This window comes from Thermus sp. H19.2 (assembly GCF_054979525.1).
Window position 1 is genome coordinate 1,268,496 of the sequence record NZ_CM143429.1, and the last position, 13,915, is coordinate 1,282,410.

Below are 13,915 nucleotides of genomic sequence, written 5' to 3' on the forward strand. Positions count from 1 at the left end.
GCCCCTACCGCCCCTTGCGGTAGGAATCCCCGTAGCGGCGCTGGAAGCGCTCTACCCTACCCTCCGTGTCCACGAACCGCTGCTGGCCCGTGTAGAAGGGGTGGCACTTGCTGCAGACCTCCACGTGGATCTCGGGCTTTACCGAGTAGGTATGGATGACGTTGCCGCAACCGCAGATGATGCGGGCGGGAACCAGCTGAGGGTGGATGCCTTCTTTCACGCTCGCCTCCTCTCGCACGGTCTTGGCCGTGCGAAAACCATCTTCCAGTCTAAGGGCGGAGGGCCTAAGAAGCAAGGCCTACCGGGGCGGGGGAAGGCGCCGCCAAGTAGGGCCCCAAAGCCGCCGCTTAAGCCCCTGCCAGGCCCCATACCCCAGGCCGACCACCAGGGCCACCGCCGCCAAAAGCCAGACCACGCCCAGCACCGCTAGGCCCAGGAGGGCAAGGAAGAGTAGCCAAGGCGCATACGGAGGAATCCGCACCCCTTTATGCTAGCCGGGGTTCGTGCTAGAATGGTGAGTGCCCCAGGGCAGGGGTGCGGTCGCGCCCGGAGGCCTAAACCTCCTGGGTGAGGAAAGTCCGGGCACCATAGGGCAGGGTGCCAGCTAACGGCTGGGCGGGGTAACCCGACGGAAAGTGCCACAGAGAAGAGACCGCCAGCGGCCGGGGATTCCCCCGGTGCGGGCAAGGGTGAAACGGTGGGGTAAGAGCCCACCGCCTGGCCTGGCAACAGGCTGGGGCACGGCAAACCCCACCCGGTGCAAGGCCCGGTAGGCAGGAAGGGCTTGCCCGGCCCGTGAGAACCTGCGGGATGGGCCGCTTGAGGCCGGTGGCGACACCGGTCCCAGAGAGATGACCGCGTAAAACAGAACCCGGCTTACGCCCTGCCCTGGACCCCCTCGAGGCCCGCCTCGAGGGGGTTGCTTTTATGGGGAGAAGCACCACATACGGGAACAGGAAAACCGGTCCATCCCCACGTGCGTGGGGACTACTTCACGACGCGGCGCGTGCGGCCTCCCTGGACGGTCCATCCCCACGTGCGTGGGGACTACGGGATGGGGACGGAGCGGTAGCCCGAGGAGGTCGGTCCATCCCCACGTGCGTGGGGACTACGGCCACGGATTACTCGGAGCTGAGGGCATAGGTGGTCCATCCCCACGTGCGTGGGGACTACATCTTCCAGCGCAAGGACGGGCGCTGGGCGGGCGGTCCATCCCCACGTGCGTGGGGACTACGGCAAGCGTGGAAACCTGGGTCCACGAGGCTCCGGTCCATCCCCACGTGCGTGGGGACTACGGGCCCCCGGGGAGCGCGAAGAGCACCCTCGTCGGTCCATCCCCACGTGCGTGGGGACTACACATGACCAGGACGGCAAAAACATTCTGTTGTTAGGCGTCACGCTCTAAGACAAAAAGCGATTGTGCTAAGGGATATTTTGACTAAGTGCAGTCATGTTGTTGGACAGCAATATGAGCATTTATGCAAAGGATATCTGAGCGCTAAAAGCTAAGCTGTTAACTTGGCGGCTCCGGCCAGGGGATGGCCCCTCGCCCCTGGTACCAGGCTAGGACCTCTTCATCCGTGGGGGTATCGGGAAGGTCCCGGAGCGCCTGGCGATATTGCGCCTGCGTACTGGGGGTTATAACGTCTGTTCTGCTACCCACGCCTGGTACGCTTGGATCAGCTCCTCTGCCGCCAGATTCTCCGCTATGTCTTGGGCGTGGGCTTCCATCGCCGCCTGGACGTTCTCCGAGGTGAGCGTCCCCGGTGCCAGTCCAGGCGTTTCCGGGGCGTAGGGGGAGTCCATGAACTGGAATATTACCGCCCCGTTGGGGGCGAGGATGATGTAGCTCGCCCCCGGCACGGCCTCGGCGGGGGCGGGCCTCCCGGTAGGAAGAATCTCCCCCTGCCACACGTACGCCTGGATGGACTGCCGGGCCGCTTGCACCCGCTCAGCCCAAAACTCCTCCCAGCTCTGGGACCCCATGAGCCGGGCCAGGAACGCAGATGGGCGGATGTCGGGGGTCAAAGCCAGCCCGGTGTCTCTTAGCCTGCTAGCCATTGCCGTCAATGCCTGTACCTTTTCCATCTTATCCTCCCCAGTCCGAAGCTATAGGCCGTATGTTTCGTTCGTAGATACACGAAGCCCACTAGCGCTTTGCCCACCCAGAGCCGCAATAAGTCCGGTTTGCAACTGAGCCGCTGCTAAAAGGTGCCTAGCGGTAGGCATAGGCGCTTTGGAAGACCAAGCGTTGGTCGCGAAGTCGTAAACCTCGTTTGTGGGGAGAGTGGAGCTAGTGACATTGTTGTATCCACCCACAGCCGTTATGACGTTGGCTTGCAACTGGGCAGCCGCCAAGTTGTGCCTAGCGGTAGGCATAGGCGCTTTGGAAGACCAAGTGTTGGTCGTGAAGTCGTAAACCTCGTTTGTGGAGAGACTACCACCATTGCCCCCACCCACGGCTGCCATGACGTTATTTTGCAACTGAGCCGCTGCTAAAAGGTGCCTAGCGGTAGGCATAGGCGCTTTGGAAGACCAAGTGTTGGTCGTGAAGTCGTAAACCTCGTTTGTGGGGAGAATACCACCATTGCCCCCACCCACGGCTGCCATGACGTTATTTTGCAACTGAGCGGCTGCCAGGTGGGACCTAGCGGTAGGCATAGGCGCTTTGGAAGACCAAGCGTTGGTCGCGAAGTCGTAAACCTCGTTTGTGGGGAGAGTGGAGCTAGTGACATTGTTGTATCCACCCACAGCCGTTATGACGTTATTTTGCAACTGAGCCGCTGCTAAAAGGTGCCTAGCGGTAGGCATAGGCGCTTTGGAAGACCAAGTGTTGGTCGTGAAGTCGTAAACCTCGTTTGTGGAGAGATAACTGCTACTACTAGTGGACCCACCTACAGCCGCTAAGAGGTTTTCCTTTAATCGGGCGACAGCCAAGGCGTACCTGGCTGTAGGCATGGGAGCGGGCTTGAACGAGGGGTCCCCCTCGCCTACCTCGCTAGAAAACCAGGTGTTGGGAGGGAACCCCCTCCTAGCCGGGATAATCACCAGGCACGGCATCACACCACCCCCTGGAAAGCTATAGAGATATCCCTTATGACCGCATCCGTCGTGGCGGGTCCTACTATGCGAAGGAGTTCCCCTGCCGCAAATGGAGTCGGGGTGGTGTTGAGCGACACGGACCCAGTTGTTTGCCCAGCTGGGACAGAAATAGTCCCGACAGCAGTCCCGCCTTTGTAAATGGTAGCCGTCCAGTCAGCGGCGGGGGCGGTACCTACAGTAACGCCGCCACCAGTCAGGGAAAAAATCCTGGGGACCCTGAGGGAGGCTATGAGAGCGCCATTGGAAGGCGTCCCTGGGTAGAAAATGGCTAGGTCATAGGGTACGGCTCCCGATGCCAGTTTGGTCGCGGTCACGCTCCCGTCGGCCAGCTTCGTCGCGGTCACGCTCCCATCGGCCAACTTCGCCGTGGTCACGCTCCCGTCCGGGTGGTCCAGCACCGGGGCCGTGCGGTGGGTGGGGAGAGTGATCCCGCTCTGGGCGGCCTCGAGGGCCCCCACCCGCTCCGCGAGCCCGGCCAGGGTGTCCGGCGGCGTGGCGTCCCAGGGCAAGCCCAGGAGCTCGGCGATGCGGCCCTTCAGCCGCTCGGTGCGGTTGAGGAGCCTCTGAAACAGGGCCTCCAGCGGCCCGATGTTCCGGGGCTCCCCCGGAAGGGGCACCTGAAACTCGGTTTCCCATTGGTCCTGTGGCGTCAGGTTTTTCGGCATATCCTCCTCCTACGCGATCTGAACGGGCTCGGGGTTCCACACGCCCCCGTCGTCCCACGTTCCGCCGTCGTCCCAGGCGTCCCTCGGCCCGGCGATGTAGTGGACCGAGCGCACCCGGGCGTGGGCGGGTTTCACCTCCCTCAGAACGGCCGGAATGCGGTAGAGCTCCGTGGCGGCTAGAGCATAGTCCCATGGGGTTCCGTCATCCCACGCCCCCACCCCGTCGTCCCAGCGGTCGGAGATGTAGGACGCGACCTTGGGCCAGAGCCAGACGGAGAACTCCGCCCAGATGGAAGGGTCATCGCGGAAGTGCTCGTAGACGTAGGCGTCATAACCCGCCGCTTCCAGCCAGAGGAGGACGCCGGGGAGGGTGCCGCCCAGGCGCCAGAACTGGAGGGCATGGGTGACCCGGTTGCGGAAGGCCACCTCCAGCTCTCCCTGAAGGGGGAATAGCCCCCGCGCCCGGCCGATGCGCTCCAGGGGCTCCCATTCCGCCTGCTGGGGAAAGGCCTGGAGGAAGGCCTCCAGGGTCTCCCGGATGAGGTCCGCCTCCTCTCGGGCCAGGGCGCGCACCATCCCGTCCGCGGCCCCGCCCGCCCGGGGGTGGCGCCCCGGGGGGGGAAGGGCGAGGAGGTGGCGGTAAAGGGCCTCGGCGAGCTCATTCATAGACCGTCACCTCCCCGGGGACGATGAGCTCGTCAGGGGCCACGGCCACGGGCCCCGCGGGGGCGAGGACCTCCACCGCCTCGAGGCCTCCCCGGTCGTGCAGGTGGTCCATGAGGCGGGAGGGCCAGAAGGTCTCCCCGATGTTCAGGCCGTTCAGGAAGTCCAGGGCGAAGCCCCGCCAGGCCTCCAGAGGTGGGCTCCCCGGGAGGCGGTGGAGGCGCAGGGTGAGGGAAAGGGGTCTCGGGGCGGGGGCCCTCACCAGGGCGTTCACGGTGAGGGGCCGCCGCTCGTCCACCACCCTCTGGACCCGGGCGAGGAGCTCGGGGGAAGGGAGGCCCCGGGCGGGGGCTATGACCACGTCCACGGTGCCCTGCCCCCGGGGGTGGTCGTCTATGACCTGGACCTTCCGCACCTCGGGGTCCTCCAGGGCCCAGCTCATGTAGGCGTGGTAGGTGCTCCCCCGCCCCAGGGCGGGCCAGGCGAGGATGAGGCGGGCCCGGAGCTCCTCGTCCGTCTCCCGGTCCAAGCCGGGCTCCAGGACCTCCTCCACCTCCAGGGCCTCGAGGCCCCCCACCACGGTGACGGGGAGGAGGCGGGTCCCCGGGGGGAGGTTGTAGCGGCTCCCCACCCCCTCGCTCCACACCTCCACGGGGGCGTCCGGGGCGAAGGGGCCCTCGGCCCGGTAGCGGAGTTCCCCCACCCCTAGGAGGGCCCCCGGGGGGAAGGCGCCGGGGGCGGTAGCGAGGGCGCGGCAGCGGAGCCTGGCCCCCCGGGCCTCCTTGCGGGCGAGGCCCAGGCCCCGGGCGTGCTCGTCCAGCCAGGCCCCGGTGGCGGTGACCACGAAGAGCTGGGGGACGAGCTCCCGGGTGAAGGCGCGGGCCTCGAGGGCCGCCTGGGCCGCGAGGCGCAGGTAGGTGCCGAAGGCGCTGAAGCTGTCGGGGTTCCGCACGGGGAAGCCCTCGGGGAGAAAGCCGAGGAGCCTCTGGGTCTCCTCCTCCAGGGTGGGGAGAGGGGGAAGCTCAGGCACCCTTCACCTCCAAAGGCCAGGGGAGGAGGAGCCTCAGGGCCTCCCCCGAGAGGCGCAAGATGAGGCGGAGGCCTCCTTCCGTCCACTCCCCCTGGGCCTCCTCCACCCGGGCGTCCTCGAGGCAGGTCCTCTCCGCCTCCTGCAGGACCTCCACCCGGGTGAGCTCGTCCAGCGCCGCCTGCACGTAGTCGGGAAGGGCGCTTCCCTCCTGGGGGAAGGCCCAGTGGCTTCCCCGGGGGGAGACGAGGCGGGCGAGGAGGTCCTGGCGCACCACCTGCAGGCCCTCCGCCAGGGCCGCGTCCCCCCTGGGGGTGAAGCGGAAGTCCCCGTCGTCCCACTTCCAGTCCCGGTACACGGCTCACCCCGAAAAGACCTTGCTGGACCCGCTCACGATCGTCCCCGTCCCCGCGGGGCAGACCACGGTGTCCCCCACCCTCGCCACGGGAGGGCCTCCCCCCGCAAGCTCCACCCGGGGGGCGTCCACCCGCACCACCGCAGTCCCGTAGAGCTCCACGGTCCCGTCCGGCTTCAGGCGGAGGACCACCCCGGGGGCGGCCTGGGCCTCAATCTCCCCGTCGGGCTTGAGGCGCACCCAGGTGTCGGCGTCCTTCTGCACCAGGTACTCCCCGGGCTCCACCCGGACCACGGCCTTCCCCTCGGAGAGGACCCCGTCCACGTAGGGATAGGCGGGGTTCCCCTCGTAGTAGGCCACCCGCACGATGGCCCCCACCTCGGGAAGGGCGTAGACCCCGCGCCCCCCGCCGATCCAGGGCACGTCCAGGGGGACGTCTTCCAAGAATGGGCGGGTAGGGTCAGGCTGACCGTCCACGGTGAGGGGCTCCAGGTCCACGCTGTAGAGGCACTCCCCCGGAGGGCCCGCCACCCCCGGCTTGGAGCGAACCTTCACCACCCTGGCCTTGTGCGGAGTGTGGGTACGGTGGTGTAGCTCGGGCCAAAAGGCCTCCACCAGTCGCCGGATAGCTCCCTTAAGTCCGTCAGCCCGCACGGCCGATCACCTCGTGGTAAGCCTCCTTGGGGGTGAGGACCAGGCGGTGCTCCTCCACCCTGAGCCCCCCCCGGTAGGCAGGGTGGTCCACCCGCAGCAGGTGGAGGACCCTGAGGGCGGGGAGAGGGGCCATGCGAAGCCCGTAGCGGCCCGGGGACAACGGCCGCACCCAGGCCACCTCCTCCCCCACCCAGTGGACCACCCCATAGTGGGGGCTTCGCTCCGCGGGCCCGGCGTAGAGGCTCCCCCCGTCCAGCTCGTGCATCACCGCCTTCACCCCCCAGGCCTTGAGGACCATGAGGACCCCCTCCCAGGCCCGCACGCGGGGGAGGGCGTAGTGGCGCTTGGGCTCGGTCTGGAAGCCCCAGAGGGCCTTCCCCCCCACCTGGCCTTTGACCCACTCGGCCACCTCCTCGGCCTTCACGTCCTGGAAGCCCTGGGGGCCCACCTCCCGCCGCCACTCGGGGAGGCCCCAGGCCACCCCCTCCGTGGCCGAGAGGAGGCCCTGAAGGGCGCCCTGGAAGAGGGGGCCCTCGAGGGTGAGCCGCACCGCCTCCCCAGGCTGGAAGGGTTTAGTGGCCTCGTCGGAGGGGCGGGCCGTGCCCTCGAGGTAGACGTGCCCCTGGAGGTGCAGGGTGCGCCAGGGCACGTGCAGGCTCTCGTGGAAGACGAGGCCCGCGGGGGTGCCCTTCTGGGTCTCGGGTTTGGGAACGTGGACGAGGTTCATCGCCTGAAGAGTCCTAGACCGGTCATGCCGGTCTCAAAGCCCTTGTGCTCGCCATCCAAAACGCCCTGTAGCATCGCCGGGGGCTTGGGCGGGGCCTGCCCCCCCTTCCCCTCGTTCCGCCTCTGCTGGGCGCTCCCCGGCGGGGGGCCCGCCTGGGGGCCGGGGGCCGCGGCCAGGGCCTGGGCCTCCCGGGCGTTGGCCTCGGCCAGGGCCTCCCGGGGCTCCACCTGGGTGAGCTCCAGCACGGCCGTGAGCCCGTCCTCCCCGCCCTCTTCCCGGGTGGTGAGCCGGGCGAAGAGGGCCTTCTCTATCCCCCGGGCCGCCAGGTGGGGGTGGACCACCCGCAGGGGCTCGGTCTTGCTCTTGGCGAACTTGGCGTGAAGCCGCCTGGCCTCCGCCAGGGGGTCCTTCCCCGCCAGGCGAAGGGTGATGCGCACCCGGAAGTCCCGGTAGCCCCTGAGGACGTGCACGTCCCCGGTGCGGCCCTCCCGGGGGAGGCTCTCCACGGAGTTCTCCCCCTCCACCTCCACGGCCACCACCACCCCGGGCATCTCCTCCCCGTCCAGCTTCAGGCGGTCTCCGGTGGCGAAGCGCAGGTAAGGCACCGCTACACCTCCTCCACGTAGGGCAGGAAAAGCCGCTTTAAGGCCTCCACGAACTCCTCCGCGTCCCGCACCCCGGGAAGCTCCACCCGCTCGATCCGCACCTGGACCACGGGCCTCTCCCCTCTCCGCCCGGGGGCGGGGGAAGGGGCGGGCGGCTCGGGGGCCGTGAGGGCGGGCGCTTCCAGAGTGGGGGCTTGGGGCACTGCCACCACGGGAACCCGCGGAAGCTCCGGCATCCGAGGAGCAGGCACTTCCAGGGCGGGGACCAGGGCTCGGGCCGCCTCCCGCACCGCCGGGGCCATGTTCTGGAGCCCCACGGCGAGGCCCAGGGCGGTCATGGCCCCGAGGCCCATGAAGACCCGGGAGGGGGACCGGATGCCGAGGAGGCGCTTCAGGGTGGCCAGGGCCTGGCCACCGATCTCCCTCACGGCGTTCACCGGGGCCAGGGCGAGGCCCCTGATCCCCGCGGCGAGGCCCTGGACAATGGCCTTCCCCGCCTCCAGGAAGGAGCCCACCAGCCCCCGCACGAAGGCCAGGGCCTGGCCCAAGGCCGCCTTTAGGGCGTCCCAGACCACGCCCCCCAGGCGCAGGGGCAAGGAGAGCAGGGCCTTGAGAGCCTGCCACCCCCTCTCGGCAAAGGCCAGGGCCAGGCGGAAATCCCCCTGGAGGAGGGCCCGCAGGGCCCCGATGCCGGAGAGGACCACGGTCTGGAGGAGCCGGAAGACCGCCTCGGCCCCCGTCACCAGACCCCGCCAAGCGGCCCCCAACCCCTCTCCCAGCCGGGCCAGGGCGGGAAAACGCTCGCTGGCCACCTGCCAGAGGCGGGCCAGGGCGTTGAGGGCGGTATCCACCAGAACGCCCCCCACCCGGATGGGCACGGAGAGGACAGCCCGGAGCCCCTCCCACACCCGCAAGGCCCCCTGGCGGGCCCGGTCCAGGTCCAGGGTGAAGAGCCCCACCACCACGTCCACAAAGCCCCGCAGGATGCGGATGAGGCCAGCGAGGCCGTCGGCGAAGATGGGGGCGAGGCGGACGACGAGGGCTTCCAGGAGGCCGAAGAGGAAGCCGATGCCATACCCCAGGGCGTAGCCGAAGCGGTCCCAGGCAGCCTGGGCGGAGGCCAGGGAGGCCTGGATGGCCCCCCCGAGGGGGCGGAAGAGCCCGGCCAGAGCCTCCCCCAGGCCCCGGAACTCGGCGAGGACCGGGGCGAAGGCGCTCCGCACCGCCTGGAGGGTGCCGAGAACGCTCTTGCGGAAGCTCTCGCTCGCCCCCCAGGCCTGGCGGAAGAGGTAGACGAGCCCGGCGAGGGCGCCAAGGACCAGCCCCACCGGGTTGAGGAGGAGGGCCCGCCCCAAGAAGAGCACCGCCTGCCCGGCCCGGAAGGCCCCCTGGGCGAGGAGGCCGAAGGCCCCCCGGAGGAGCCCCACCGCCCCCAGCCGGGCCATCTCCCCCCGCAGGAGGGCGAGGCCCAGGGAGAGGAGGCGCGCCTGCCTCAGGGTGGCCGAGAGGCCCCCCTGAAGGGCCAGGAGGCCCAGCCGGGCCTGGGCGGCGGCGAAGCCGAGGGCGGCGAGGCCCGTGACCAGGAGGCCCCCCACCACCAGAAGCCCCCCGAGGGTGGCCGTGACGGCCACGAGGGCCCCCCGGAGGAGGGGGAAGCGGTCCAGGAGGTCGGAGACGCGGTTCATGAGGTCGGTGAGGCGGGCCACCACCGGGGTCACCACGGGCAGGAGGGCGTTGCCGAGGGTGATCCAGATGCGCTCCAGGGCGTTCCGGAACAGGATGAGCTGGTTCCTCAGGGTGGCGGAGCGGTTCTGGAACTCGGCGAGGACGCTCCCCGTGTAGGCGGCCGGACTTCGCACCAGGCTGAAGGCCTTCTCCAAGGTGCCCAAGGAGCCCACCAGCTTGGCGATGTCGTCGGCGTACTCCATGCCGAAGAGGTCGGAAAGCACGGTGAGCTGGTCGGGAGCGGCCTTCACCCGCCGCAGGAAGTCCATGAGGGCCCCGGCGGCGTCCTGCCTCAGGGCCTGCTGGAGGCCCGTGGCCGTGAGCCCCAGGCGGGCCAGGGCCTCCTGGAAGGCCTTGGGCTGGGCCGGGGCGGTGGCCAGGCGCTGGAAGAGGGCGTTGAGGCCGGTGGCGGCCACCTCGGGGGCGGTGCCGAGGGCGAGGAGGCTTGCGGAGAAGGCCGCCACCTGCTGCCCGGTGAGGCCCAGGAGCTTCCCCGTCCCCCCTACCCGGCGGAGGACCTCCAGGATCTCCGGGGCGGTGGCCGCCATGTTGTTGGAGAGGTAGTTCACGGCGTCCGCCAAGCGCATGACCCCCTCCTGGCTGAGCTCCAGGACGTTCCTGAGCTTCGCCAGGGCGTCTCCCGCCTGGCCCGCGGAGATGCCGAAGGCCACCCCCACCCGGGCCGCGTCCTGGGTAAAGCGGACCAGCTCCTGCATGGGGATGCCCGCCTGGCCCGCGGCGGCGGCGATCTCCGTGAGCTCCCTGGCGGTCATGGGGATGACCCGGGTGAGGCCCAAAAGCTCCCGCTGGAGGGCCATGAGGGCGGGGGCTGGGGCGTCCACCACCTTGCGCACGTCGGCGAAGGCGTCCTCAAAGTCCATCGCCGCCCGGGTGGCGAGGACCAGGGGCGCGGCGAGGGCCGCCCCGGCCCCGGCCACGGAAAGCCCCGCTCCCAAGCGTTGCAGGGCGAGGTCCGCCCGGCGGGAAAGCTCCTCCACCTTACGCAGGCCCTCCCCCACCCGGCCCAGGGGACCGGTCATGCGGTCCACGAGGTCCAGCATCACCTGGAGGCGGAAGAGGGCGTTCACAGCTTCCTCATCGCCACCTGAACCCGGTCGGGTTCCTCCAGGTTCACGACCACGCCCTCCACCTCCTGCCGGGCCGGGGTCCAGAAGACCCCCCGCACCCGGTAGAAGCGGCGGGCGGGGGCGTAGTGGACCTTTAGGAAGGCCTCGGGGTCCAGGTACTTCTCCCGGATGAGGTCCACGTTGCTCCCGGGCCAGAAGTCGGCCTCCAGGGGGGCCCGCCGCACCTCAAAGTGGAGGTGGGCGAGGTACGGCCTGGCCGGGTCCCCCTTGCCGATGGCCCCCACGGGCTCGCCCGCGAAGAGGTAGTCCCCCTCCCGGGCCGTCCGGAAGAGGAGGTGGGCGTACTGGGTCCAGAAGCGCCCGAGGCCGGGGAGGTCGTGCTCCAGCAGGACCACGTGGCCCCAAACCCGGTGGAAGGCGCTGTGGACCACCCGCCCCTCAGCCACGGCCACCACCGGGTAGCCCAGGTCGGCGTCCCCAGAGGTGCCGGAGAGGTTGAGGTCCACCCCGGGGTGCTGGTGAGGGGCGAGGCCCTGGGCCTTCCGCCACTCGGGGTAGCGCGGGTCCAGGAACCCCGCGTCCACACGGTTCTTTTCGGGAGAAGGGGGCAAAGGCCAGAGGAGGCGCATAAACGTTTTGCCCCCGGGTTTCCCCGGGGGCAGTTATCCCACCTTAGCCCTATCTTACCCCGGAGGGTGGGGGGGTGGCAAGAAGGCGAAGGGCAAAAGGGAACTACTTCTTTTCACCGGGCTCACCCCGAGACGAGCCTTTCTCCAGCGGTTCCCCTCTATCAAGGCGCTCCAACATTTCTCGCTTTTCCCGACGCTCTTTGGCAGATTGTTGGCTCCCTTGGATGTAGCTAACCAAAAGGCTGGTCAGCGTAGAGCCAAAGGTGAGGAGGCCCTCTACGCTTTTCCCGGTAAAAATAAGCCAAATGCTGCCCAAAACGGAAGCTAGGGCAATCACAAGAACAATGTTAAGGGCTTTATGATCCCTGCGCTCCAAATGCGTTAACAACCGCTCTTCAAGCCTTCGGCGATGCTCGGATTGCTTTTCAAACTGGTCAAAAATGCCTCGGGCTGCCCCCGGTACCACTTGGTCATAGCCCTCTAAGACCTCCGGCGGCGGAAGGGGACCACGCCAAAATACGCCCAGTAGCTTACCAAAAGAGGGCTTCTCAAGAAGAACCCGGAGGACCTCCGGGTTCTTCTCCAAAAACTCTTTGAGCAACTGTTGAGGGGCTTGATCCGCCGAGCCCGAAGAATCAGAGTTCGGCCTATCAGGCAGTTGACTCATCTCCCTCCTTCAGTTCGTCAACCAAAAGTTTGAGCAGGGCCAAAATGAGCGCGTTCAAGCGCTCTTCCTTCCCAAGTGGCACCTCGTCCAACACCGCCCTGAGGTCCTCGCCGATCGCCGCCCAGTCAGCCGCTAGGGCCAGCCGATCTGTATGCTCGCCCAGAAAGTTCAGCTGGCTGGTCGCCCCCGCAAGGTCCAACGGGCGGCCAATAGACTCCGCCAGGCCTGGCAGCGAGAAGAGAAAGGTGCTGTACCTGGTTGCGTTACTCACGGGGCACCTCCCAAGGCACAAGTAAGTATAACCCCAAACCGCTAGAGCAAAGGTTCCATCCCCCCCTTTGGCCGTGCCGTCCGCACTTCCTTGCGCTCGTAGCTCACGTTGAGGCTTCCCGCGGGAAACTCGGGGCGCTTTCCGGCGAGGAGCTCTTCTACGGTGAAGATCTGGAGCCTGGGATAGGACCGGCTCCCCCAGGAATAGACACCCGCCTTCGCGGCCTCTTCCCGCATACCTTTCGTGGGAGCCTCGAGGACGATGAGAACACCAAAGGCCGCCTTCTCCCGCTCCATCACGCCCCGCAGGTCCCTCACCACGCTGGGCCCCAGGTTCTTCCCCCCTTTGACCTGGACCACCACCTTCTCCAGCCTTCCCCCATCCGGGGTGCGGAAGTAGAGGAAGCCGTCTATGCCCGTGTCCTTGCCCTTCTTTCCCTTTTGCGGGTCCCCGTATGGCTGGGCCCCGATCAGGCCCAAGGCCCAGAGCTGAAACTGGTGGGGGTCTTTCTCAAAGAGAAAGCGGGCACTCTCCACATCCTTAGGCGTGCCCAGGACCTCGTAGTCCTTACCCGGCTCCAGGCCGAAGTCCCGCCTCAGCCGCGCCTGGATGAGGGTGATGGCCAGGTGGGTGATGTCTATGCCTATCCATCCGCGCCCCAGCTTCTCAGCGGCGGCGAGGGCCGTGCCGCACCCGCAGAAGGGGTCCAGGACCACGTCCCCGGGGTTGGAACTGGCCTGGATGATGCGCTCCAGTAGGGCAAGGGGCTTCTGGGTGGGGTAGCCAAGACGCTCCTTGGAGTTGTGGCTCAGTGGAGGAATGTCGGTGATGACGTCCCGAATGGGAACCCCCTTGGCCACGTCCAGGTACCTCTTGAAGCGGGGCATCACCCCGCGCGGAGGCCAATAAATCAGTCCCGCCTGGTCCAGAAAGTCCAACCGCTCCTGCACGGAAAGGTCGTCCCAGTCGTCCGGGAGGGTCAGCCACGAGGGAAGCTTGTCCCTTGACGGCACGGCCCAGTGGCGGCCTTTCTCCCCAGGGGCTATCCCTCGCCAAGGCTTGCCTGAATCGCCCTCGCTAACTCCTGCTCCTGTCAAGTCCTTGAGGGCATATCTACCCCTGTCGTCCTTGCGAGCGTACTCATCTTCCACGTACTGCTCTTCATAACTTTCGTAAAGCGTGTTCCAGGTGTATTCCTCGTCTTTGGTGTAGAAAAGAAGCGTATCGTGCACAGGCCCCCACCTCTTGGCGGAGCTGTGGGCACTTGTCCGCTTCCAGATGATCTCGTTACGAAAGTTTTTGGGCCCGAATATCTGGTCCAGGATGACCTTCAGGTAGTGGCTCGCGGTGGGGTCGCAGTGGAGGTAGAGGCTCCCCGTGGGCTTGAGGACCCGGTGAAGCTCCAAGAGGCGCACCGCCATCATCACCAGGTAGGCGGAGAGGTCGTTCTTGCCCAGGAAGCGCACCAGGAAGTCCAAGAACTCCCCGAGCCTCCCGTGCTTGGCCACCACCTCTTGGAGGGCCTTTTCACTCTCCACCCCCCAGCTCCAGGTGTCCTCAAAGGCCTTGATCTGGGCCCCAGGGCCCTTGCCCGTGTGCTCCCGGAAAATGACGTTGTAGTCCGCCTTGGAGTTGAAGGGAGGGTCCAGGTAGATGAGGTCCACGCTTTCGTCGGGGATGTGCTTCCGTAGGACCTCGAGGTTGTCTCCGAAATAAAGTTCCCTTTTCACAAGCGCC

17 protein-coding genes, 1 other RNA gene and 1 CRISPR repeat array are annotated in these 13,915 nt (G+C 67.5%); of the genes, 1 reads left to right on the forward strand and 17 read right to left on the reverse strand.

Going from position 1 to position 13,915, the window contains the following annotated elements:
• Window positions 1–4: 4 nt before the first annotated feature.
• Both rpmE and ACY5J6_RS06855 read right to left on the reverse strand, forming a co-directional pair.
• The gene (rpmE, locus tag ACY5J6_RS06850) at window positions 5–220 is read right to left on the reverse strand and encodes a 50S ribosomal protein L31 (protein ID WP_054638374.1); all 216 of its coding nucleotides are present in this window, start codon (window positions 218–220) and stop codon (window positions 5–7) included.
• A 78-nt stretch (window positions 221–298) separates the two neighbouring features.
• Complete coding sequence (locus ACY5J6_RS06855; RefSeq protein ID WP_462844256.1) at window positions 299–481, reverse strand: hypothetical protein; 183 nt, start codon at window positions 479–481, stop codon at window positions 299–301.
• A 43-nt stretch (window positions 482–524) separates the two neighbouring features.
• Here ACY5J6_RS06855 and rnpB point away from each other — a divergent pair.
• Window positions 525–895, forward strand: an RNA gene (gene rnpB / locus ACY5J6_RS06860) — RNase P RNA component class A.
• Window positions 896–963: 68 nt separating this feature from the next.
• Window positions 964–1,356: direct repeats of the CRISPR family, unit length 28 nt; unit sequence GGTCCATCCCCACGTGCGTGGGGACTAC.
• A gap of 157 nt (window positions 1,357–1,513) precedes the next feature.
• Here rnpB and ACY5J6_RS06865 read toward each other — a convergent pair.
• From ACY5J6_RS06865 to ACY5J6_RS06935, 15 genes are all read right to left on the reverse strand, one after another.
• Window positions 1,514–1,663 (reverse strand): phage tail assembly chaperone, encoded by a 150-nt coding sequence (locus tag ACY5J6_RS06865; RefSeq protein ID WP_462844257.1) that lies wholly within the window; start codon window positions 1,661–1,663, stop codon window positions 1,514–1,516.
• Complete coding sequence (locus tag ACY5J6_RS06870) at window positions 1,639–2,028, reverse strand: hypothetical protein (RefSeq protein ID WP_462844258.1); 390 nt, start codon at window positions 2,026–2,028, stop codon at window positions 1,639–1,641. The genes ACY5J6_RS06865 and ACY5J6_RS06870 overlap by 25 nt, the downstream gene beginning before the upstream one ends.
• An 81-nt stretch (window positions 2,029–2,109) precedes the next feature.
• Window positions 2,110–3,060, reverse strand: coding sequence for a Kelch repeat-containing protein (locus tag ACY5J6_RS06875; protein ID WP_462844259.1), 951 nt, complete (start codon window positions 3,058–3,060; stop codon window positions 2,110–2,112).
• Complete coding sequence (locus ACY5J6_RS06880; protein WP_462844260.1) at window positions 3,060–3,767, reverse strand: hypothetical protein; 708 nt, start codon at window positions 3,765–3,767, stop codon at window positions 3,060–3,062. The genes ACY5J6_RS06875 and ACY5J6_RS06880 overlap by 1 nt, the downstream gene beginning before the upstream one ends.
• 9 nt (window positions 3,768–3,776) lie before the next feature.
• Window positions 3,777–4,433, reverse strand: coding sequence for a phage tail protein (locus ACY5J6_RS06885; RefSeq protein ID WP_462844261.1), 657 nt, complete (start codon window positions 4,431–4,433; stop codon window positions 3,777–3,779).
• Entirely contained in the window at window positions 4,426–5,460 is a 1,035-nt protein-coding gene (locus ACY5J6_RS06890) for a baseplate J/gp47 family protein (protein WP_462844262.1), read from the reverse strand. The genes ACY5J6_RS06885 and ACY5J6_RS06890 overlap by 8 nt, the downstream gene beginning before the upstream one ends.
• A complete protein-coding gene (locus tag ACY5J6_RS06895) occupies window positions 5,453–5,815 on the reverse strand; it encodes a hypothetical protein (protein WP_462844263.1) in 363 nt (120 codons plus the stop codon). The genes ACY5J6_RS06890 and ACY5J6_RS06895 overlap by 8 nt, the downstream gene beginning before the upstream one ends.
• Before the next feature lie 3 nt (window positions 5,816–5,818).
• Complete coding sequence (locus ACY5J6_RS06900) at window positions 5,819–6,367, reverse strand: hypothetical protein (protein WP_462844264.1); 549 nt, start codon at window positions 6,365–6,367, stop codon at window positions 5,819–5,821.
• A gap of 88 nt (window positions 6,368–6,455) precedes the next feature.
• Window positions 6,456–7,193 carry a hypothetical protein gene (locus ACY5J6_RS06905; protein WP_462844265.1) on the reverse strand — a complete coding sequence of 246 codons (738 nt, stop codon included), beginning with the start codon at window positions 7,191–7,193 and terminating at the stop codon, window positions 6,456–6,458.
• Entirely contained in the window at window positions 7,190–7,798 is a 609-nt protein-coding gene (locus tag ACY5J6_RS06910) for a hypothetical protein (RefSeq protein WP_462844266.1), read from the reverse strand. Before ACY5J6_RS06910 ends, ACY5J6_RS06905 begins: the two co-directional genes overlap by 4 nt.
• A 2-nt stretch (window positions 7,799–7,800) precedes the next feature.
• The gene (locus ACY5J6_RS06915) at window positions 7,801–10,611 is read right to left on the reverse strand and encodes a phage tail tape measure protein (RefSeq protein ID WP_462844267.1); all 2,811 of its coding nucleotides are present in this window, start codon (window positions 10,609–10,611) and stop codon (window positions 7,801–7,803) included.
• Entirely contained in the window at window positions 10,608–11,240 is a 633-nt protein-coding gene (locus ACY5J6_RS06920; protein WP_462844268.1) for a M23 family metallopeptidase, read from the reverse strand. The genes ACY5J6_RS06915 and ACY5J6_RS06920 overlap by 4 nt, the downstream gene beginning before the upstream one ends.
• 103 nt (window positions 11,241–11,343) lie before the next feature.
• Complete coding sequence (locus tag ACY5J6_RS06925; RefSeq protein ID WP_054391984.1) at window positions 11,344–11,907, reverse strand: DUF2335 domain-containing protein; 564 nt, start codon at window positions 11,905–11,907, stop codon at window positions 11,344–11,346.
• Entirely contained in the window at window positions 11,891–12,178 is a 288-nt protein-coding gene (locus ACY5J6_RS06930) for a hypothetical protein (RefSeq protein WP_054391983.1), read from the reverse strand. The genes ACY5J6_RS06925 and ACY5J6_RS06930 overlap by 17 nt, the downstream gene beginning before the upstream one ends.
• 41 nt (window positions 12,179–12,219) lie before the next feature.
• Window positions 12,220–13,908 carry a DNA methyltransferase gene (locus tag ACY5J6_RS06935; RefSeq protein WP_462844269.1) on the reverse strand — a complete coding sequence of 563 codons (1,689 nt, stop codon included), beginning with the start codon at window positions 13,906–13,908 and terminating at the stop codon, window positions 12,220–12,222.
• Window positions 13,909–13,915 lie beyond the last annotated feature (7 nt).